Source organism: Kitasatospora aureofaciens, assembly GCF_001188955.3.
Lineage (GTDB): Bacteria > Actinomycetota > Actinomycetes > Streptomycetales > Streptomycetaceae > Kitasatospora > Kitasatospora aureofaciens.
This window is the reverse complement of sequence record NZ_JPRF03000001.1, coordinates 804,718-824,984: the sequence shown is the minus strand read 5'-3', so window position 1 is coordinate 824,984 and position 20,267 is coordinate 804,718. Positions and strand designations below refer to the sequence as shown.

Annotated in this window: 18 protein-coding genes and 2 pseudogenes; 8 read left to right on the top strand and 12 right to left on the bottom strand. The window is 73.3% G+C overall.

Going from position 1 to position 20,267, the window contains the following annotated elements; genetic code table 11:
- Positions 1 to 58: 58 nt before the first annotated feature.
- Entirely contained in the window at positions 59 to 499 is a 441-nt protein-coding gene (locus HS99_RS03540) for a MarR family winged helix-turn-helix transcriptional regulator (RefSeq protein ID WP_030279507.1), read from the bottom strand.
- Positions 500 to 611: 112 nt separating this feature from the next.
- Between HS99_RS03540 and HS99_RS46205 the strand changes: the two are divergent.
- The 4 genes and pseudogenes from HS99_RS46205 to HS99_RS03525 form a co-directional block, all read left to right on the top strand.
- Positions 612 to 1,304, top strand: a pseudogene (locus HS99_RS46205) (type 1 glutamine amidotransferase domain-containing protein); the annotation flags it as partial.
- The gene (locus HS99_RS03535; protein WP_030550478.1) at positions 1,290 to 2,609 is read left to right on the top strand and encodes an aldehyde dehydrogenase family protein; all 1,320 of its coding nucleotides are present in this window, start codon (positions 1,290 to 1,292) and stop codon (positions 2,607 to 2,609) included. The pseudogene HS99_RS46205 and the gene HS99_RS03535, both read left to right, overlap by 15 nt.
- Before the next feature lie 159 nt (positions 2,610 to 2,768).
- Positions 2,769 to 3,089, top strand: a complete 321-nt coding sequence (locus HS99_RS03530; protein WP_030279503.1) for a hypothetical protein — start codon at positions 2,769 to 2,771, stop codon at positions 3,087 to 3,089.
- Positions 3,082 to 4,298: pseudogene (locus tag HS99_RS03525) on the top strand (polyprenyl synthetase family protein). Before HS99_RS03530 ends, HS99_RS03525 begins: the two are co-directional and overlap by 8 nt.
- A gap of 303 nt (positions 4,299 to 4,601) precedes the next feature.
- Here HS99_RS03525 and HS99_RS44545 read toward each other — a convergent pair.
- From HS99_RS44545 to HS99_RS03500, 5 genes are all read right to left on the bottom strand, one after another.
- Positions 4,602 to 5,777: an MAB_1171c family putative transporter gene (locus HS99_RS44545; RefSeq protein ID WP_030550476.1), complete on the bottom strand. Its 1,176-nt coding sequence runs from the start codon at positions 5,775 to 5,777 to the stop codon at positions 4,602 to 4,604.
- Positions 5,777 to 6,298: a hypothetical protein gene (locus HS99_RS03515; RefSeq protein ID WP_046387084.1), complete on the bottom strand. Its 522-nt coding sequence runs from the start codon at positions 6,296 to 6,298 to the stop codon at positions 5,777 to 5,779. Before HS99_RS03515 ends, HS99_RS44545 begins: the two co-directional genes overlap by 1 nt.
- Before the next feature lie 70 nt (positions 6,299 to 6,368).
- Positions 6,369 to 7,160 carry a hypothetical protein gene (locus HS99_RS03510; RefSeq protein WP_050367069.1) on the bottom strand — a complete coding sequence of 264 codons (792 nt, stop codon included), beginning with the start codon at positions 7,158 to 7,160 and terminating at the stop codon, positions 6,369 to 6,371.
- Between the two features lie 167 nt (positions 7,161 to 7,327).
- Positions 7,328 to 7,720: a ribonuclease domain-containing protein gene (locus HS99_RS03505; protein ID WP_030550472.1), complete on the bottom strand. Its 393-nt coding sequence runs from the start codon at positions 7,718 to 7,720 to the stop codon at positions 7,328 to 7,330.
- A 269-nt stretch (positions 7,721 to 7,989) separates the two neighbouring features.
- The gene (locus HS99_RS03500; RefSeq protein ID WP_030550471.1) at positions 7,990 to 9,075 is read right to left on the bottom strand and encodes a phosphatidylinositol-specific phospholipase C domain-containing protein; all 1,086 of its coding nucleotides are present in this window, start codon (positions 9,073 to 9,075) and stop codon (positions 7,990 to 7,992) included.
- A gap of 289 nt (positions 9,076 to 9,364) precedes the next feature.
- Here HS99_RS03500 and HS99_RS03495 point away from each other — a divergent pair, with 289 nt between their 5' ends.
- A complete protein-coding gene (locus HS99_RS03495) occupies positions 9,365 to 10,018 on the top strand; it encodes a dihydrofolate reductase family protein (RefSeq protein WP_030279488.1) in 654 nt (217 codons plus the stop codon).
- Positions 10,019 to 10,148: 130 nt separating this feature from the next.
- Here HS99_RS03495 and HS99_RS03490 read toward each other — a convergent pair whose 3' ends face one another.
- Positions 10,149 to 11,027 (bottom strand): geranyl diphosphate 2-C-methyltransferase, encoded by an 879-nt coding sequence (locus HS99_RS03490; protein WP_030550470.1) that lies wholly within the window; start codon positions 11,025 to 11,027, stop codon positions 10,149 to 10,151.
- Positions 11,028 to 11,090: 63 nt separating this feature from the next.
- A complete protein-coding gene (locus HS99_RS03485; protein ID WP_442354870.1) occupies positions 11,091 to 12,353 on the bottom strand; it encodes a family 2 encapsulin nanocompartment cargo protein terpene cyclase in 1,263 nt (420 codons plus the stop codon).
- A 514-nt stretch (positions 12,354 to 12,867) separates the two neighbouring features.
- On the opposite strand from HS99_RS03485, the gene HS99_RS03480 reads away from it, so the two are divergent.
- Positions 12,868 to 14,193, top strand: coding sequence for a radical SAM protein (locus HS99_RS03480; RefSeq protein ID WP_030550468.1), 1,326 nt, complete (start codon positions 12,868 to 12,870; stop codon positions 14,191 to 14,193).
- A 66-nt stretch (positions 14,194 to 14,259) separates the two neighbouring features.
- On the opposite strand, the gene HS99_RS03475 is transcribed toward HS99_RS03480, so the two are convergent.
- A complete protein-coding gene (locus tag HS99_RS03475; protein ID WP_030550467.1) occupies positions 14,260 to 15,063 on the bottom strand; it encodes a thioesterase family protein in 804 nt (267 codons plus the stop codon).
- 292 nt (positions 15,064 to 15,355) lie between these two features.
- Here HS99_RS03475 and HS99_RS03470 point away from each other — a divergent pair, with 292 nt between their 5' ends.
- Positions 15,356 to 16,045 carry a hypothetical protein gene (locus HS99_RS03470; RefSeq protein WP_030550466.1) on the top strand — a complete coding sequence of 230 codons (690 nt, stop codon included), beginning with the start codon at positions 15,356 to 15,358 and terminating at the stop codon, positions 16,043 to 16,045.
- A gap of 144 nt (positions 16,046 to 16,189) precedes the next feature.
- Here HS99_RS03470 and HS99_RS03465 read toward each other — a convergent pair whose 3' ends face one another.
- Positions 16,190 to 17,074: a winged helix-turn-helix transcriptional regulator gene (locus HS99_RS03465; protein WP_030279476.1), complete on the bottom strand. Its 885-nt coding sequence runs from the start codon at positions 17,072 to 17,074 to the stop codon at positions 16,190 to 16,192.
- A 70-nt stretch (positions 17,075 to 17,144) separates the two neighbouring features.
- On the opposite strand from HS99_RS03465, the gene HS99_RS03460 reads away from it, so the two are divergent.
- Positions 17,145 to 18,428: an MFS transporter gene (locus HS99_RS03460; protein WP_078938683.1), complete on the top strand. Its 1,284-nt coding sequence runs from the start codon at positions 17,145 to 17,147 to the stop codon at positions 18,426 to 18,428.
- Positions 18,429 to 18,541: 113 nt separating this feature from the next.
- Here the strand turns inward: HS99_RS03460 and HS99_RS03455 are convergent, their stop codons facing one another.
- Both HS99_RS03455 and HS99_RS46195 read right to left on the bottom strand, forming a co-directional pair.
- Positions 18,542 to 19,252, bottom strand: a complete 711-nt coding sequence (locus tag HS99_RS03455; RefSeq protein ID WP_050367068.1) for a hypothetical protein — start codon at positions 19,250 to 19,252, stop codon at positions 18,542 to 18,544.
- 197 nt (positions 19,253 to 19,449) lie between these two features.
- Positions 19,450 to 20,223, bottom strand: a complete 774-nt coding sequence (locus tag HS99_RS46195; protein ID WP_030550464.1) for a hypothetical protein — start codon at positions 20,221 to 20,223, stop codon at positions 19,450 to 19,452.
- Positions 20,224 to 20,267 lie beyond the last annotated feature (44 nt).

Here is a 20,267-nt window from a genome sequence, read left to right as displayed (position 1 = left end):
CGCGGCCTCGGAGAGCCGGTCGTCCGCACGGGTGGCGCCGCGCACGTCCCGATGGACGTCAGGCGTCGGCACCGGCGGGAAAGAGCCGGCCCAGCAGGCGCTGGAAAGCGTGCCGGTCTCCCTCGCCCAGCTCGTCCAGACCGCTGAGGGTCGCCAGCAGCTCGGCACGGATCTCCTGGACGGTCCGCTCACCGTCCTCGGTCAGGATCACCCGCTTGACCCGACGGTCGGCGGGATCGACCTCGCGGCGGACCAGGCCGTGCGCCTCCAGCCGGTCGACGATGCCGGTGACGTTGGACGCGTCACAGGCGAGCAGCTCGGCGAGGGTCCGCATGGGCATCGGACGCCGGAGCAGGCTCAACACCTTGCCCTGCATCAGGGTGAGGCCGCGTGCCGCCGCCACGGTGGCGAAGCTCCGGTAGTACGCGGCCGCGGCCTGGGCCAGCTGGTCCATCAGCTCGATGGAGGTGGGCGCGGGGGGCGGGGTGGTGCTGGTCATGGATCGAGTGTAGGCGGGATTGGTTGACATCCTCAACCATCGGGGTCTACCGTCGACGCATTACTTGAGGCTATCAACCATCGAATCCCTCAACTCATCCCGGAGCACCACCATGACCGCCGCCCTCTTCGTCGTCACCGGCGCCACGCACTGGACCCTCGCCGACGGCACCACCCACCCGACCGGCTACTGGGCCGAGGAGCTCGCCGAACCGCACCGCGTCTTCCGCGAAGCCGGTTACGAGATCACCGTCGCCACGCCCGGCGGCGTGGCGGCCACCGTCGACCGCGCCAGCCTGACCGCCGCGGCCAACGGCGGCCAGGAGCGGGCCGACGCCGTCACCGCGTACCTCGACTCCATCCGGGACTCGCTCACCGCTCCCGCCACGCTGGAGGAGATCGACCCGGACGCCTACGACCTGGTCTTCTACCCCGGCGGCCACGGCCCCATGGAGGACCTCGCGGTCAACGAGGCCTCCGGCCGCATCCTCACCCGCGCCCTCGACTCGGGCCGGCCGCTCGGCGTGATCTGCCACGCACCGGCCGCGCTGCTCGCCGCGCGCCGCGAGGACGGCAGCTGGCCCTTCGCCGGCTACCGCATGACCGCGTTCACCAACGCCGAGGAGACCGCGGCCGGACTGGCCGACCGCGCCGCGTGGCTGGTCCAGGACCGTCTGGTCGAGCTGGGCGCCGACTTCGCCGAAGCCGCCCCGTTCACCCCGCACACCGTCGTCGACCGCAACCTGTACACCGGACAGAACCCGGCCTCCTCCGCGGCTCTGGCCCACCGGCTGGTCGAGGCCCTCGCCACCGACGCCGACAGCGTCGTGAAGCGGCTGCGGGCCACGTTCCGGTCCGGACGCACCAAGCCGCTGGACTGGCGCCTCGACCAGCTCCGCGCGCTGCGCACGCTGCTCACCGAACAGTCGGAGGCGTTCCTGGCCGCCCTCAACGCCGACCTGGGCAAGGGCGCCACCGAGGCGTACCGCACCGAGATCGCCTTCACCCTCAACGAGCTCGACCACACGGTGCGGCACCTGGAGGAATGGCTGCGCCCGAAGCCGGCCGCCGTTCCCGACGCCTTCCTCCCGGCCCAGGCCCGGGTGGTCCGCGACCCGCTCGGCGTGGTGCTGATCATCGCCCCGTGGAACTACCCGCTGCAGCTGGCCCTCGCCCCGCTGGTGGGTGCCCTGGCGGCCGGGAACACCGCCGTGGTCAAGCCCAGCGAGCTGGCCCCGGCGACCTCGGCGGCCATCGCCCGCCTGCTGCCCCGCTACCTCGACCGGCAGGCCGTCGCCGTCGTGGAGGGCGCCGTCCCGGAGACCTCCGCACTCCTGGAGCAGCGCTTCGACCACATCTTCTACACCGGCAACGGCGCGGTCGGGCGGATCGTCATGGCCGCCGCCGCCAAGCACCTCACCCCCGTCACCCTCGAACTCGGCGGCAAGAGCCCCGTGGTGGTCGAGCCCGGCGTCGACCTGGCCGTGACCGCGCAGCGGATCGCCCGGGGCAAGTTCCTCAACGCCGGCCAGACCTGCGTCGCCCCCGACTACGTGCTGGCCGTCGGCGACACCGCCCCCGCGCTCGCGGCCGAACTGGCCGCAGCCGTCCGCGCCGCCCACGGGGACGACCCGGCCGGCGACCCCGAGTACGGGCGGATCGTCAACGAGCGCCACTTCGACCGTCTGACCGCCCTGCTCGGCGAGGGACGGGTCGTCACCGGCGCCAGCCACGACCGCGCGACCCGCTACCTGGCACCCACCGTGCTCGCCGACGTCCCGCCCGCGGCTCCCGTGATGCAGGAGGAGATCTTCGGACCGATCCTGCCGATCATCACCGTGCCCGACCTCGACGCGGCGATCGCCTTCATCAACGAGCGCGACAAGCCGCTCGCGCTGTACGCCTTCACCGACTCCGACCGCACCAAGCAGCGGCTGGCCGAGGAGACCTCCTCCGGCGCGCTCGTCTTCGGCCTGCCCGTGTCGCACCTGGCCGTCCCCGAGCTGCCGTTCGGCGGTGTCGGCGAGAGCGGCATGGGCCGCTACCACGGCGAGTATTCCATCGACACCTTCAGCCACGCCAAGGCGGTCCTCGACAAGCCGCTGGGCTGAGACCGGGGCGGTCGGCCGGCCCGGCGCTGGACGTGCGGTTGCGCCGCACGTCCAGGCCCTGCACCTCGCAGTGCGCGCCCTTCGCCGGTGACCAGCACCTGCGCTGGCAGTCGGAGCCCGGAGGGCTGGGCAGTGGGACCCTGCTTCCCCCGGCGCAGCATGCAGATCGCGGTCCAGGACGTGCTGGACCGCGATCGGGTGGTGCTGGTCCCCCCGCTGGCCCGGACGCTCGTCACTCCGGCGACGGGGATGGTCCCCCGCCGCCTGGTGGTCACCGCCCGGGTGGGTGACGACCGGGTCGTGCTGGACTTCCACGCCCGCACGGCCGCCCGGATCGCCAACCCCTCCGAGACCAGCCTGCGTCCGTTCAGCGTCCACGAGACGCTCGGCCCCTGCCGCGTCGAAGCCGTCATCGGCGGCCGCCTGCTGGCCTTCGAGACCGGTGGCATCGTGGAGTTCGCCGGGGGTGCCCATGACTGACACCCTCGCGTTCACCGGCGCCGGGCTGCTGGAGCGGACGGTCGCGGCGCTGGCCGACCGCGCCCCGGCGATCGTCGCCGCCGCGGCGGACCAGATGCGCGGCATCCGGCTCGGTCTGCACTTCAACGACGGCAGCCATGCCACCCTCACCGTCCAGCACAGCCACCTGATCGTCGCCCAGGAACGCTGCCCGGATCCGGACGTCGAGGTCGCCTTCGACGACCGGGCGATGAACCTCGTCTTCGACCTCCAGCGCCGCCCCACCACGGAGGTCCTGTCCGAGAGCCTCGACGTCCGCGGCTCCCAGGAGCAGACCCTGGCCACCTGGCGCGCCTTCACCCTGCTCTCCCAGCGGGCCTCCGGGCTGCGCTCCGTGCAGGAGCTGTGGGGCAGCTACCGCGAGCAGGTACCGCAGCTGTGGGGCGCGAGCACCGGGGCCGCCGCAGCGGACCGGGCCGGGCCGGACAGCCGGTGGCGGGCACTGGACTTCCTCACCGGGCTCAGGCCCGCCGACATGCCCGGGCAGCAACGGCCCGCCCTGGTCGGCGGTACGACCGTCACCGCCCCGCGTCTGCTCTGGGACGGCCGGCAGACCTCCCCGTGGTGGCACGAGGACCGCATCAGCGATGCCGATCTGCGACAGACCATGGAGATCTGCCGCAGCCGCACCAAGGACGAGATGCAGCGCCTGATGCCGGACCGCGAGCCGCGCGCCGAGCTCTACGACCTGATGCGCAGCTACCCGGCACGCCAGGGCAAGGGGCTGCGCCCCACCCTCACCATCGCGGCCTGCGCCGCGTTCGGCGGCCGCCCGGAGGAGGCCGTACGCGCCGCCGCCGCACTGGAGCTCTTCCACAACGGGTTCCTCGTCCACGACGACATCGCTGACGAGTCCACCCACCGCCGGGGCTGCCCACGATGCACGAGGAACACGGCGTCGGCCTGGCCGTCAACGTGGGCGACGGGCTGAACCTGCTCGCCGTCGACGCGGTGCTGTCCAACCTGGAGACCCTGGGCCTGGCCCGCACCCTCGGCCTGATCCGGGAGGCCCTGCACATGTGCCGGGAGTCCGTCGAGGGGCAGGCCGTGGAGCTCGGCTGGATCCGCCATGGCGTCGTCCCGCCGGAGGACGACGCCTACTTCGTCATGAGCACCAAGAAGACCGGCGGGTACACCTGCACCAGCCCGTGCCGCATCGGCGCGGTCTGACCGACGGCGGGGCGCTCCCGCCCACCCCCGTAGGTCGGGAGCGCCCCGCCGGTCGGCCCGGTTCGGGGACCGTCATGCTCGTCGGGCGGTTACGACCCGCCGGCTCCAACCGGTGTCACGGGTTCGGCGTCCGCCGCGACCGCTTCCCGAACCGCACATCCCCGCCCCCAGGTCGGCAGCGGCGGACTCCTCCACCGCGCGACGATCATAATCGCCATGGAGGGAAAACGGCACCTCCCGGGCTGGATCGAGCGGCAACCGTGGCCGGGGAGGGGAATGACGCTCTGTCAAGGTACCGACCGATCAGTGGCCTTCGTCCGCGCCGAGCTGTCGGTAGGCCGCGGCCACGGTGAGCATCCAGGCGATCTCCTCGCGCGGGGTGCGGCCGCCGGTGGTGGCGGCCAGGGCCGAGGGCGGTGCGGGGGCGGGGAGGTGGCGGGCTCGGTGCCGGACGGCGGTGCGCAGCCAGCGGGCCTCGACCCGGGCGAGGTCCTCGTCGGCGGCGACCGTCGAAGCGGCCCCGGGCGCCGAACCGGCCCCGGGTACCGGGGCGTCCTCGCGCAGGACCAGGGCCGCGTCCCGGATGGCGAAGGCCCGGTGGGCGAGTTCGACCGAGCGGTCGCGGACGGCCAGCAGGTCGCGCAGCCGGCTGCTCGGGGTGCCGAGCACCACCTGCGGGACGGCGGCCACCACGTCCGCCCAGAGCGGGTGGAGCCGCCACAGCGCGTACTGGTCGCGCAGGTAGCCGACCAGCGTCCGGGCGGGCGGGACGGTGACGCCGAGGACGAGCAGCACCAGCATGAGCGCGGGCAGCACCTCGCTGAGCGTGTCCTGCAGCGGTACCGGCTTGCCGTCGGCGTCGAACTCGGTCGCGTTGCCGCTGGTGAGGATGAAGTGGTAGCGGTAGAGCGCGTAGGTCAGACCGGTGGCCCCGGACGCGGCCAGGCAGGTCAGTCCGGCCCGCAGCGCTCCGGGTGGCACGGCCTCCCGGTTCGACCAGAACAGGACCGTCGCGCGTGCACTGGCCAGCGCGAAGACGGTGTCGAACACGCACAGGTAGACCTTGACCCCGGGTTCGCCGAAGTGGGCGTCGATGCCGAAGGCGCCGTCGGCGTCGTGCGGGAGCGCGAAGACGAACAGCAGGGTCAGGGCGAGTCCCGCGGCCACGGTGAGCAGCAGTCGGGCGCGGGCGGCGCCCGGCCGATCCGGGCGCCGCCGTACCGCCTGGACGTACTCCAGCAGGAAGTACGCCGCGGCGACCCCGGCGAGGTGCTTGAGCAGCTGGGTGACGTCCCGGATGCCGGTGACGTCGCCGAGCGCCCGCTCGATGAACGCCGGGCGGCAGCTGAGCCCGAGGGCGATCGCGGCGAAGGCCGCCCAGAGCGCCCGGTTCGCCCGGGTGGTGAAGGCGGAGGGCGCCCGCCAGAGCACGACGGCCCAGATGAGCGTGGGCATCAGCCAGGTGAACAGCGGGCGCATCAGGGCTTCCTCCACCGGGGCTGGCGGATCGGGTGCAGCAGGCTCGCGGCCAGGCGATCGGAGACGGGGCCCGGGTCGGTGGTGGCGCCGACCAGGTCGGCCAGCAGCAGGGCGATCATCTCGGCCTCCTGCTCCTCGGCGGTGTGGTAGCTCGTCCGGCCCGCGCCCATCAGCTGGGCGATCAGTTCGGGCGTCAGGTCGGGCAGCAGCGCGGTCAGCCGGGAGAGCTCCAGGGTGCCGGTGTGACCGCACAGGACGTGGCCGAGTTCGTGCAGCTTGATCAGATCCTGGTGAGCCGGGCTGGTGCGCTCCTCGTAGTAGACGACGTCGATGCTGGGCAGCGCGATCCACAGGCCGCAGGGGAGGTCGGGGCCGAGCGCGGGCAGCGGCTCCATGACGATGCGGCGGCCCCGCTCGCGTTCCAGCGCGGCGCGGAAGCCCTCGACGGTGAAGGGGGCGGGCAGGCTCAGGCCGGAGAGCCGCTGCTCGCAGCGTCGGCGCAGACCGCGGGGGAAGACCAAGGCGAGGGTGTTCCTTCGGGGCGGGGGCGTCTATCGGGTACGGGTCCGGGGGGTGGCACGGTGCGCCCGCTCATCTTCCGTCGGCGGGGGTGGTGTGCCGCCCGTCCTGCCCCACGGGGCCGTCCTCCGCGGCGTCCTGTTCGAGCTTGCGGAGGTTGTCGGCGAGGGAGAGCAGCACCCGCAGGCTGCCGTCGGAGAGCGCCGAGGCCCGCTTGGCCAGGTTGACCACCCCGTCGTTGCCCAGCGCCTGCCTCAACTCGGCGACCCGCTCAAGCTGTTCGAGCTGCTCGTCGACCACGGCGGCCTTGGCGTCGTCCAGGAAGTAGCTCGCGCCGGCGCCGATCCCGAAGCCCCGGCCCAGCCAGTCGAGCGTGTCCACGGTGGGGTTGCAGGCCTGGCCCTTCTGGTTCAGGCCGAGGTGGAGGTTGCGGACGGTGTCGCGGGAGATGACGTCCCGGCCGGCCAGGCGGTTGATCCGGTCGGCGAGTTCACGGTAGGCCGGAGGGCGGCCGCCGGACCGTGCCGCCTCACGGGCCATCAGCCGGTCCAGTCGGCGGGCGATGGCCGCAGCGCGCTCCCCCGGCTGCTCCGGCCCGCCTGCTCCGTCGTCCGCTGCTGCCTTCACCATGTGCTTGCCCCCTCCGCGGCCTGCCACGATACCGTCGGTGCCCGATCGCACGGTAGCCGAGGCGGCGCGGGCGGCCCGGGAGGCCCGGCGGCGGGCAGTGGACCGATGAGCGGCCGTGCGCGTCCGCCGGCGTCCGGGGTGGTGGACGAAGCGGTAGGTGTCGCGGTCGAGTTCGGTGACCTGGACGCCGATCGCCGCCGGTACGGCGATGTGCGCGCCCAGCACCTCCAGCACCCGGGCGGTCGGTTCGGCGCGTTGAACGGTGGTCCGGGCGGAACAGGGTCTTGCGCTGCACCCCCCTACCGCGCCCGAGCACCGGGGCCGCTCGGAGGCCCGGGCCGGGAGCGGGCCCCGTTCGCCATGGCTTCCGGCGGCCCGGGGCCCGGGGGCGACAAATGCGGTCAGCAGCCGAAGTCGATCAGGCGGAAGGTCGCGTAGTGGTCGCTGGTGTAGTAGTCCTCCTGGTGGCGCTGGCCGGTGACGATCCGGCGGGTGCCGCGGGTCGGCGCGCCGGGGGTCACCACGGTGTACTCGTGGTAGTAGCCGGAGCGTTGGGACGGCAGCACTCCCTCCTTGTTGGTGAACACCACGCCGTCCTGGCGGTACGGGAAGGGCCCGCCCTTGGCGATCAGGCCGAGGGTGGTCCGAGCCTGGGACGGCAGGGCGGACACGCACACCTTGCCGCTCACCGCGGCGTGCGCCTCGGTCGCGACGGCGACGGGCGCGAGGGTGGCCAGGGAGAGGACGGCGACGGCGGCGGCACGGGATTTCCACGCGCGTAGAGTTCGGGTCATGCCAACCAGGATGGCGAGCCCCTGAGCTCCCCGGAAGCCCCGTTCGGAGTCTTCATCTCCGGTCAACTCGCCGTATCCGTCGATGACTTCCCCCGGAAGGCCGGCGACTGCGCAGCGCTGACCGCTCGGACGGCCGAGGTCGCCGGGCTCGTCGCGGGCGAGGACGGCGCCGGAGCCGTCCTCGCCCACATCGACCGGCTCGGCGGGGGCCGTCGCCGCTGAGCCCGGCCGGGTCACGCAGATCACCCGGGCCGGGCCGCCGCGGAGCGTCAGCCGCGGGACAGCACCAGGGACTGCACCGTCGGGAGCTTGCGCCAGTCGCTGGACACGATGCTGGCGTGCGCCCGGGCCAGCTGCTCGGTCCGGGCCCGCGCCTGGTCGGCGGTCGGGTCGGTGGCGCTGATCTGCGGCGCGACGTTCTGGGCGTCCGTCATCACCACCAGGTAGTGCGAGCGGTCGTACCAGGCGGTGTCGATGCCGTTGAGGTAGGTGGCGGCGTCGCCGTCGAAGACCACGAACCAGGGGCGGATCCCGGTGTCCGCGCCGGTGTACTTGCTGCGCGGGTCACCGGCCGCCGCGCCGTGCACGGCCGGGAACAGCTGGGCCTGGCCGATCCGCCCGGCCGCGGCCAGGTCGCGCAGGTGCCGCCCGTACTCGACGTCGGTGTGCAGGGTGTCGAAGGGGTTGTTCTCCTCGACCGTCCCCGGTATCGCGTAGAGCAGCACCCGCCCGGCGAGGGCGGAGCGGCTCGGCCAGTTGCCCGCCCGCACCGCCTCGTCGACGGTGGCGTACGAGCCGCCGCCGGGCTTGACCAGCAGGTCGGCCGGGCGCAGCACCGCGTCCCCGAGGTGCGCGGCGATCAGCGCGTCGAGCTGGTCGGGGCCCATCCCCATGTTGGCCGCGAAGCCGCCCTTCAGCTCCAGCTTGACCACCAGCGGTCCGGCGGCCGGGTGGGCTCCCAGCCAGACCCGAATGTCGTCGAGGCAGTGCTCCAGGTTCTTGTTGGTGCCGCCGCCGTAGAGCTGGCCCGGGTTGTCGGCGGCGGTGCAGTTGTTGGAGTTGCCGAGCGGGTTGGAGTGGCTGACCTTCCACTCCTTGGTGATGACGTCGGTCCAGAGGTCGAGTTCGACCATGCCGGTGCCGGTGTCCAGGCTCTGGGCGAGGTACTGGTAGGCGGCCGGGTCGTAGGTGTTGTGCAGGCCGACGGTGGTGGCCGAGCCGAAGGGCAGGTCGCCGGTGCCGGTGTCGGCGGCCGCCGGGGCCGCGCTCGGCACCAGGGCGGCGGCCCCGGCGAGCAGGCCTGCGGCCAGGAGGCCGGCCAGGGTACGGCCTGAGGTCGTGCGGCGTGCGGTCATCGGAATCGTTCCCCCCGGGGTCCGTTGCGGCGGCCGCCCGTGCGCGCCGCCGGAGGCAGCATCGCCCGTCGGGGCGTGCACCTCGTGAAGAAGGCACGACAATATCGTGACGGCTTCACCACTCCTGACCCGGGCCTCCCCGCGCAGCGGCCGCCACGCCCCGCCGGTGACGGAACGTCAGGATCGTCGGGCCCGGGCGCTAGCGTGACCGCGAGCGGACGCCGGAAGCGGTGGAGTGGCGGGCGGCCGCGAGCAGCCGAATTCAACGAAGAGCAGTGGAGGCAGCACCGTGTCCCTGGTCCGGGTCCACAACTTCTCGATCTCCCTCGACGGCTACGGCACCGGCGAGGGCCAGAGCCTGGAGAGCCCCTTCGGGCACGCCGCCGACCGGCTGCACAGGTGGTTCTTCGGCACCCGCACGTTCCGGCGGATGCAGGGCCGGGAGGGCGGCGGCACCGGGGTGGACGACGCGATGGCCCGCACCTGGGCCGACGGCATCGGCGCGGAGATCATGGGCCGCAACAAGTTCGGTCCGCAGCGCGGGCCCTGGCAGGACGAGGACTGGAAGGGCTGGTGGGGGTCGAACCCGCCGTTCCACACCCCGGTCTTCGTTCTGACCCACCACCCGCGCCCCAGCGTGGAGATGGAGGGCGGGACGGTCTTCCACTTCATCGACGCCACGCCCGAGGAGGCCCTGCGGCAGGCCCGGGAGGCGGCCGGCGGCAAGGACGTCCGGATCGGCGGCGGCCCGCGCACCGTCCGGGCGTTCCTGGAGGCCGACCTGATCGACCACCTGCACGTGGTCGTGGTGCCGATCGTGCTCGGGCGGGGCGAGTCTCTCTGGGCCGGGCTCGAAGGGCTGGAGGAGCGGTTCGACTCCGAGGCGGTGGCCGGTCCGAGCGGTGTCACCCACCTCACCTTCACCCGCCGCGGCACCGCGTGACGGCACCCGCCCCGGTGGTGACGGCCGACGGGTGGCCTCCTCACGCGGGTACGAGGAGGCCGCCCCGTCGGCCCGGTGGTCGGCGCCCGGTCGGGCCTGGTCAGATGCGGTCAGATCCGGGTGGCCCCGATCAGACCCGGTCGGCCGCGATCAGCACGTACTGGAAGGAGCCGTCCTTGTAGGACTCGATGAACGCCTCCTCGATGCCGGTGACCAGCGAGGTGGTGTTCCGCAGCTCCCAGTAGGGCAGGGTGTCCGGAGTCAGGTCGATGACGGCCTGGGGCACCAGGCGGTTGTCGGCCATCGCCCGCAGGTACTCCCGGCGGGAGTGGATGTTGCACTCGAAGTGCGCGTTGATCTGCGAGACCCACTTCGACGGCTGGCCGTACTTGGGGTTCCAGCAGCCGGTGATGGTCACGTAGCGGCCGCCGACCGCCAGCACCCGGGAGTGCTCGGCGAACAGGTCGTGCAGGTCGACGTACATGCTGGACTCGTTGTTCCACGAGCCGGCGATCGAGCCGTTCTCCAGGGGCATCTCCAGCATGTTGGCCACCCGGGAGCGGACGAACTCGCCGATGCCCAGCTCGGCGGCGCGCTTGTTGCCGAAGTCGGCCTGCTGGGTGGAGAGGGTCAGGCCCTCGACGCGGCAGCCGAAGCGCTGGTGGGCCATGACCATCGAGCCGCCGCGGCCGCAGCCCGCGTCGAGCAGTGTGGACTCGGCCCGGATGTCGCCGAGGTTGTCGAGCAGGAGGTCGGCCTGGGCGGACTCCAGCCGGTGCAGCTCGGCGATGACCTTCTTCTCGCGCTCGGTGTCGGCCGGGTCGCCGAGAGCCGCCCGGTCGATCTCGCCGATGCCGTAGTGGTGGTGGTACAGGCCGTCGACGTCGCCCAGGCGCAGGTTGACGGGGCGTGCCTCGTGGTCCCAGTAGCGCGCGATGTCGCCCTGGTACGGAGTCGCCGGGTCGGGGATGGCGCTGCTGGGGGTAGTGATGTCGTCGGTCAGGGACATGGGTCAACTCCAAGGTTCTTACGGTTGGTTATTGGGCAATTGGCGGCTTCCGGGGCCTCTCGGTCACCAGAAGTCGGGCAGGCTGTAACGGTGGGTGTTGGTCTGGTGCCAGTAGTGGTTGCCGTCGAGCCACGCGGCCACCCCGCGCAGGAAGCGCACCAGGGTCGGCACCGGGCAGGCGAGGGCCAGCGCGGCCGACTCGGCCTCGAAGGCGTGCATCAGCTCGTTGTGGACCTCGACCGCCTTCAGGTAGCCCTCCTTGCGCGAGACGCCCTCCCGCTCGGAGATCACCACCGGCAGGTTCAGGTGGAGCCCGGGACTGGAGAGCTCCTTGGTGTACGAGTACAGGTCGTTGACGATCGTGGTGGCGTTGCCGGCCAGTGCGATCACCCGCTGCATGGCGGGCAGCGCGTGCAGTTCCGCGGGCAGCTCGTAGCCGCCGACGGTGTCCGTGATCGTCGGGCAGGGGCGGAAGTTGTTGAACTGGCGCATCGCCAGGTACTCCCACACCTCCGGGACGTGGTCGGTCTCGGCCCAGGCGGCCTCGGCCAGGTACCCCAGGTGCAGCCGCGCCATGTCGTGCCGGAAGCGGTCCGCCTGGGAGGGCGTGGAGGCGCGGACGAAGTAGTCCATCGCCGAGCGGTACGAGCGCCGGGGCGCGTCCTCGGAGAGCGAGGCCTCCCAGCCGGGGTGGTACTCGGGGGTGGTGTGCAGCGGGTCCAGCGCGGTGTGGGCGAGCAGCAGCCGGCTGCCCAGGCCGATCGGCGAGCCGCCGAGGTCCTCGCAGTAGCAGTCGTCCACCGCGTTCTCGGCGACCATCAGGCGGGCCGCGAGCATCAGGTGGTCGATGCTCGGCGCGTCGGGGTGGCAGGCCACCATGTAACGCCCGGTGGAGAACCCGTCGAAGTCCTTCTCCCACTCCGGCGGGTAGAGCTCGATCTCGTCGATCGCCCAGGCCTTGATCCTCAGGCTGAGCGCCTCCACCCGGGCCGGGTCGGGCTCGGCGATCGGGTGGTGGTAGAGGCCGGGGATCGGGTCGCCGAGCTTCGGCTTCCCGCCGCTCGACGCCGCGGTGGCCCGGGGGGCCGTCAGCGCGGCGGGGAGGGACGGCACGGGGAGGGAGGGAACGGGCAGCGACGACCGCTGGACGTCCGGGACCGCCGCCCCGAGCGTCGCCGTCCTGGCCACGACGGCCTCCAGTGCCACGGTCTCGACCACCCTGTTCTCCGCGCCGGCCGCCGTCGGGGCCTCGGGGCCGGGGACCTGCGGCCTCAACTGCAGCCCGGCGGTGCCCAGTCCGGTGGGACCGCGGAGGATCCGTCCGATCGTCGGGGAGCTCACGGGCCCACCGCCGGGGCGGGCGCGGGCCCGGTTCGGGTGCCCGGTGTGATGCGCAGGGGCATGGAGCCTCCTCTGAGAGGGATCGCATGATGTGACGGGTCGTCATCCGCCCGACGCGATGGGGAACTCCACGCCGCGGGCCCCGTCTCGCTCGCTTCCCCACCGTAGGCGCGAAGGTCCGTTCCGGATCCCAACGGACGATCTTCTACACCCGATAGGGTGAACGTTCATGCCGACGGCGTTTGCCCGTGCCCCTGTCATGCATGGGCCACCCCTCGGCTCGGCGCCCCGACCCCGAACCGGTCGACCCGCCCCGCCCCGACGCCGCGTCAACCCGGTGCATCTCGACCCGTGGCCCGGCTCACCGGCCGGCGTTGCGCCCCGGCGGTCCCGTACGGCGGGTCGGCGCCGGGCGGCCCTGTCCGTCCCACCTGTGTAAGGGGGAGAAGAATGGGCGCAGCGCCGTGAGAGGAACGGGGCCAGGAAGGAAGAGCAGCGCATGGAGAGCCAGGCCCGCAGCCGGACCGCAGTCGTCGAGGACCTCATGGAGCGCTTCCCCGACGTGCCCCGGGAGGCGGTGATCAAGGAGGACCTGCTGCGCGGCGGCATGGCCTTCGACGAGTCCGCCCTCAGCGGCAGCACCGGCGCCGACGGAGGCGGCGAGGTCAAGCCGAAGTCGTACTTCATCTTCTCCTTCGACCACCGCACCCTGCCCGAGCTCGGCGCGGCCGCGCTGAACCGGCCGCCGGAGGAGCTCGTGCTGACCGGCGGGCCGTACGGGCTGCGCCGCACGGTGGTGTCGGTGCGGGTCAACCCGGACTCGCCCTACCGGGTGCGCGCCGGCGAGGACGGTTCGCTCGGCCTCCACCTGGACGGCGCGCGGATCGCCGATGTCGGCCTGCCGCCGATGCCCGACTACTACCGGCACACCCTGGCCAACGGGAAGTCGGTGATGGAGGTCGCCCCCACCATCCAGTGGGGCTACCTGATCTACCTCACGGTGTTCCGGGTCTGCCAGTACTTCGGCGCCAAGGAGGAGTGCCAGTACTGCGACATCAACCACAACTGGCGCCAGCACAAGGCCGCCGGCCGCCCGTACACCGGGGTCAAGCCGGTCGAGGAGGTGCTGGAGGCGCTGGAGATCATCGACCGGCACGACACCGCCCGGGCCTCCCGGGCGTACACCCTCACCGGCGGGGCGATCACCTCGCAGGTCGGCGGCCGGGACGAGGCGGACTTCTACGGCCAGTACGCCAAGGCCATCGAGGAACGCTTCCCCGACCGGTGGATCGGCAAGGTGGTCGCCCAGGCGCTGCCGCGCGACGACGTCCAGCGCTTCCACGACTACGGAGTGAAGATCTACCACCCCAACTTCGAGGTGTGGGACAAGCGGCTGTTCGAGCTCTACTGCCCCGGCAAGGAGCGCTACGTCGGCCGGGACGAGTGGCACCGCCGGATCCTCGACTCCACCGAGGTGTTCGGCGCGGAGAACGTGATCCCCAACTTCGTGGCGGGCGTGGAGATGGCCGAGCCCTTCGGCTTCACCACGGTCGACGAGGCGATCGCCTCCACCCGGGAAGGACTGCGCTTCTTCATGTCCCACGGCGTGGTGCCGCGCTTCACCACCTGGTGCCCCGAGCCCACCACCCCGCTGGGCAAGGCCAACCCGCAGGGCGCGCCGCTGGAGTACCACATCCGGCTGCTGCAGGCCTACCGGGCCACCCTGGAGGAGTTCGGCCTCTCCTCCCCGCCCGGCTACGGACCGGCCGGGCCGGGCAAGGCGGTGTTCTCGGTGAGCTCCTTCATGGACTCGCTGCCGGGCTGAGCCGGTACCACAACGATGGCGCCGCCCCCTTGGCCGGGGGTGGCGCCATCGGCCTGCCGGCGGGCGTCAACTGCCGGGCATCGGGCGGACGGTGAGGATCTGCTCGGCCCGCCCGACCGGCCCGTGGACGTCGTGCAGCACGGTGCTGGTGACGCCGTGGCCGGACGGTCCGAAGCTGACGCTGGTGTCCAGGCCGGTCCAGCGGCCGTCGGGGCGGCGGTGGAAGTGGATGGTCAGGTCGGTGTTGGGGAACATCCAGGCGGTCGGCTGCTCCCGGACGGCGATGCCGTTGGCGGTGTCGACCAGGGCGATGAAGGCGGCGTGCGGGCTGCTCCGCTCCCCCGCGACGATCTCCAGCGGGGTGGAGAGCCAGGCGGCGGCGCGGCCGGGGGCGGTGGAGCGGCGGCGGACCTCGACCGAGGCGATGTAGCCGCCGCCCCACTGCTCGTCCATCGCCCACGACTCGAACTCCTGCGGCGCGGGCAGCCGTTCGTCGTGCGTCCCGGCGACGGCGCCGGTGTCCTGCTCGGCCAGGAACCAGGCGCGCGCCCGGACCACCGCCCGGCCGTTGACCGAGGCCACCGCCTCCACCAGCTCGATGGTGCGCCCCGGGCGGAGGGTCTCCACCGTGATCTCGAGCTCGTCCAGGGCGATCAGGCCGAGTATGTCGTAGCTGATCCGGGCCAGGGCGAGCCCGTCGGCGGGGCGGTCGGCCCGGTGGCGGTCGATCGCGTGGGCGATCAGGCCGCCGACCGGGCTGAAGTGCTGCTCGTCGGGGTGCCAGGCGCCCTGCGCGTGGGCGGTCGGCTTGTAGCTGTGCTCGCCGGTGCGCTGGTAGTAGCTGTCGGGCGCGGCGGTGGGGGTGGTCAAGGTGCGCTTCTCCTCGGGCCGGATCGCGGTGGTACGGCGGACGCCGGGCTCGTGGCGAACGTCCGCGATCACGATCGTAGGAGTCCGAACGGCCCCGGGAGCTGTGATGCGCCCCACACCCCAAGACTTTCGGCGATCACCCGGTGAATTCGTTCGGAACAGAACCACCGAAGCGACGGGGCGTCAGAACGGCAGCGGAGTCGGACCGCCGGCACCCCGGTCTTCCCCGGTTCCGGGGCTGCCGTCACACTGTCGCGAGCACGAACGGAACCACCGGAAACACGGGGGCAGCATGGCCAGGCGTCCGAACAAGAAGCAGAAGAGACCGCTCGCCGCGGGCGCCGGCCGATCGCCGAAGCCGGCCCGCCGACGCTCCGGCAAGGACATCCGGCTCGCGCCGCGCACGGTGCGCCGCACGGCGCTCCTGGTCGGGCTGCTCGCGCCGCTGCTGATCGTCGGACTGCTCGCGCTCGCCACCAACCCGGACTACCAGGCCCCGTGCACCGTCCTCGCGGTGCTGGTGCTGATGGCGGCCGTGGTCGGGCTGATGATGATCCGCAGCACCGGGTGGGTGATCTGGCCGGCCGTCCTCCTGGGCGTACTGCTGCTGGTGATCCCCACTGCCGCGCTGCGCGCCCAGCTGATCGCCCACCGCGGGGTGGACACCCGGGTCGTGATCACCTCGGCGCACAGCGGCAAGGACCGGATGGGCAAGGTGAGCTGGACCTGCGGCATCCGGCGCGAGGACGGCCAACCACTGCCGCACGGCAGCGTCGTTGGCACCGGCTGCTCGGGCGGCTCGGTCGGTCGGACCACCACGGTGCTGGCCGACCCGGACGGCTGGGCACCGCCGGCCACCCTGGACGACGACCTGTCCTTCCGCGGCGCCGGGGTCTACGTCGCCGGCGCCGCGGCCGTCCTCTGGGCCGCCCTCACCTTCGGCGCGGCGCGCCGCTCCCTGGGCGGGCGGGGCCGGAGGTAGCGGGAGGCAGCCGCCGGTGGGCGTGGTCGGAGCGGCGGCAGGCAGCAGGCGACAGGCCGGCAGGTCCGGACGGCCGCCGTCGAGGGTGCTGAACAGGACGGCCGTACCGAGCGCGCCCACCGACGCCCCGGGCGGCGCGGCCCGTCATTCGCCGCGCAGGCCGTCGAGCAGGCTGAGGACGTCCTCGACCGAGCCCGCGGGGTCGGGGACGGGGTAGAGCGCGCCGCGGACGGTGCGGTCGGCGTCGAGGATCAGCGTGAGCCGCTTGAGGCGTTCGGCGCCGGCGGCACGGAAGGTGGGCAGCCGCAGGGCGGCGGCGAGTTCGAGTCCGGCGTCGGAGAGCAGCGGGAACGGGATCCGCGCGTGGTCGGCGAACGCGGCCAGCTGGTCCGGGCGTTGGGTGCTGACGCCGTGGACGGCCGTGTCGCGGGCGGCGAACTCGCCCATCCGGTCGCGGTAGGTGCAGGACTCCAGCGTGCAGCCGGGGGCGCCGGGGATCTCGCCCCAGCCGGGCGGGTGGCCCATCGTGCCCGGCGCGTAGGCGCCCGGGTAGCAGTACAGCACCGTCCAGGCACGGTCCGCGGCGACCGGGTCGGTCCAGCCGCCGGAGGCGGCGGCGAGTTCCAGGGCGGGCAGCCGGTGGCCGGTGAGCGCCAGCACCCGGCGGGTCTCGGCGGAGTCGGGGGTGCTGGTGCCGGTGAGGGTGCCGTCGCCCAGGACGTAGCGCCCGCCCCAGTCCTGGAGGGCGACCAGGACCGGCAGCAGGCCGCGGCCCCGGTCCGTCAGGTGGTACTCGTAGCGCGGCGGGTGGGGGTGGTAGAGCCGCTTCTCCAGCACACCGTCGGCGACCAGCGCCTTGAGGCGTTCGGTGAGCACCTTGCGGCTGATGCCGAGTCCGTTCTGCAGGGCGTCGAACTGGTGGGTGCCCCCCGCGACGTCCCTGATCAGGAGCAGGGTCCAGGTGTCCCCGACGACCGCCAGGGCCTGGGAGATCGCGCAGTCGGGGTCAGCCGCTTCCGTGTACCGCATGAGCACCCATTATAGTGAGTTCCCAAAAGGAACTCACTCGGTCGTGCGACCGGTGACGAAGGGGTGGGACATGACGACGGAGACGGTGGACGCGACGGCGACGGCGGACCCGGCACGGCCCGGACGGCGCGGGGGCGGCGGGAGCGGCGGGGCGACGGCGTTCTGGCGCTACTGGACGGCCTCGACGGTCAGCCGGCTGGGAGACCAGGTGACGACGGTGGCGCTGCCGCTGATCGCGGTCGTCACCCTGCATGCCTCGGCCTTCGAGGTCGGCCTGATCACCGGCGCCGCGTACCTCGCCTGGCTGGTGATCGGGCTGCCCGCCGGCGTCCTGGTCCAGCGCCTCCCGCTGCGCGGCACCCAGGTCGCGATGGACCTGGTCCGCGCCGCCGCCGTGGCGTCGATCCCGCTGGCGGCCGCCCTCGGGGTGCTCGGCCTGACGCAACTCGTCGTGGTGGCGCTGCTGGTCGGCTTCGCGAGCGTGCTCTTCGACGTCGGCAACTCCACCTTCCTGCCGACCGTCGTCCCCAAGGAGCAGCTGACCGCCCGCAACAGCCTGGTCTCCGGCAGCATCGCGGCCACCGACCTGGCCGGGCCCTCGCTGGGCGGCGTGCTGGTGCAGCTCGTCGGCGGCGCGGCCTCGATGCTGCTGGACTCGGCCAGCTACGTGGTCTCGGCCGCGCTGCTCGGCAGCCTCCCGCAGGCCGGACAGCCCGCCGCCCGGCCGAGCGGCGGCGCCGGGATGCGCGAGCAGATCCGCGAGGGCTGGCGGTTCGTCGCCCGGCACCCGGTGATCCGGCCCTGCGTCGCCGACGCCACCGCCGTGAACTTCGTCTGCGGCGGCCTGATGACGCTCACCCCGGTCTTCCTGGTCCGCACCCTCGACGCGCCGGCCGCCGCCGTGGGCGCCCTGATGGCCACCGGCGGCCTCGGCAGCCTGCTCGGCGCGGCCGCCACGCCGCGCCTGGTGTCCCGCTTCGGCGGCGGCCCCTCGCTGCGCCGGGCCGCGGTGGTCTCCACCGTCTTCGCCCTGCTGCTGCCGCTGGCCGGCTCCGGCTGGGGCACGCTGCTCTTCGCCCTCGGCAACGCCGGGTTCTCCGCCGGGGTCGTGGTCACCAGCATCGTGACCCGCACCCACCGGCAGACCCACACCCCGCCGGAGCTGCTCTCCCGGGTGATGGCCACGGTCCGCTTCGTCTCCTGGGGCGCCATCCCGGTCGGCGCCCTCGCCGCCGGCGCCGCCGCCGCGGCCTGGGGACCGCGCACGGCGCTGCTGCTGGTCGCGATCGTCAGCGTGGCGAGCCCGGCGATCCTGCTGGCCAGCCCGGTCCGCCGGATGCGCGAGCTGGCCTGAGCCGAGATCCGCCGGGCCCGGGCGCGGAGTGCGGTGTGTGGCCGGCCCGGGCCCGGCGGACGGCCGGACCGGGCGGTGGGCGACCCGGGCGCGGTGTGCGGCCCCGGCTGCCGTCAGAGCCCGCTCGGCCAGTTGTAGCTGCTCGGCACGGAAACAGCGGCGTTCTCGGCGGCCGTGCCGTAGACCAGGGCGATCTCGTCGTGGGCGTTGAGCGGGATCGCCGCCGGGTCGCCACCCACCGCCTTGCCGTCGACGTACGCGGTCAGGGTGTGGGTCGCGTCGGTGCGCAGGCCGCCGAGGTGGTCGGCGGAGGCGGAGACCTGCCATTCGGTCAGGAACTGGCCCAGGGTGAAGTCGGCGCTCACCGGCGACTCGACGTGGATGACGCCGGTGGTGTCGTGGGTGTGCAGCGGGCTGATCTTCTGGGCACTCTCGTCGATGCCGACCAGCGCGGGCACCGTCACGGCGTGCCCGTCGGCGTAGACGTCGAGGTGGGCGTGGATGTGCAGGGCCGTGCCCTCGGCGCCGAGCATCGGCAGGCCGGCCGCCTTGACGGCCGCGGCGACGTCGGCGGGGGCGTCCCAGGGCGGCGGGGTGGTACGGCCCGCGGCGGTGGTCCTCGGGTGCGCCGGGACGCCGCTGGGGGCGGTGGAGTCCTGGTTGGTGGCGATCACGACGGCGATCCCGCCGATCACGACGAGCACGAGCAGGCCGATCAGGCCGACCCTCAGCCACCGCCGGGCCCGCGCGTGCCGGACCTCCGCCGCCCGGAGCGCGGCAACGCGGGCCCGCCGTCCGGACGGCCCGGGCTTCTGCGCGGACATCGGTGCGGGCCTCCTCGGTCGAGGTAGCTTCCCTCCCAGCGTGGCAGAGTCCGCCCCTGCCAGCGCGCCGAGCCCGGTGGGGCCACGTACGACCACCGAACAGTCACCGAGAGTGACCGGAAAGACGTCGGCCCCGGCTCCCCTGGTGGGGAGCCGGGGCTCGGGCGTTCTATCCGATCACGCCCTGGACGGCGCGGTCAGCGCTGCCCCGGGTAGCCCTGCTGACCCGGCTGGCCCGGGTAGGGCACGTTCGGAACCTGCGGCGGGTACGGCTGGCCCTGCGGCGGCACCTGGGCGCCCGGCTGCGGCGGGTAGGGCTGGGCCGGCGGGTAGGCCTGGGGCGCCGGGTACGGCTGGCCCTGCGGGGCCGCGTGCGCGGCCGGGTACGGCTGCTGCGGCGGGTACGGCTGGCCCTGCGGCGCGCCGAAGCCCTGCTGCGAGGGGATGCCCGGCTGGCCCGGCATCGGCTGGCCCGGCATCGGCTGGCCCGGCATCGGGTAGCCCTGGCCCTGCGGGGTGTCGAACGGCTGCGAGCTCGGGTCGATCGACCCGGGCGGGAAGGCGGCGCTCAGCTGGTCCATCTCGGCGCGCCAGATGCGGTGGATGTTCAGGCGCGTCGGGCTGCTGTTGCCCGGCATCTGGATGTACATCGAGCTCCAGATGCTCGCCCGCTTGACCCGGTTGACCGGGAAGGCGTGCCGCGGGAAGGCCGCGACGACGTCGCCGGGGCGGTTGTTCCAGCGGTTGGCCGAGTTGATCACCACGTGGCTGTTGGTGAGCGTCAGGAAGTAGTACCTGCGGGTCAGCACGATGATCAGGCCGACGAGCGGAATCTCACCGAGCGCCGCGGCGAGCCACGGACTGGGCCCGCTCTCCGCGTGCACGCAGGCGATGAAGGTCTCACCGGGAGGCGCCACCTGCGAGAGCTTCTCGATGACCTGGGCCTTCTGCTTGGCCCGGAGGAATGCCATGTCTTCTGTACCTCTTACCCCGTCTTGTCCGCCGACTCGGTGCG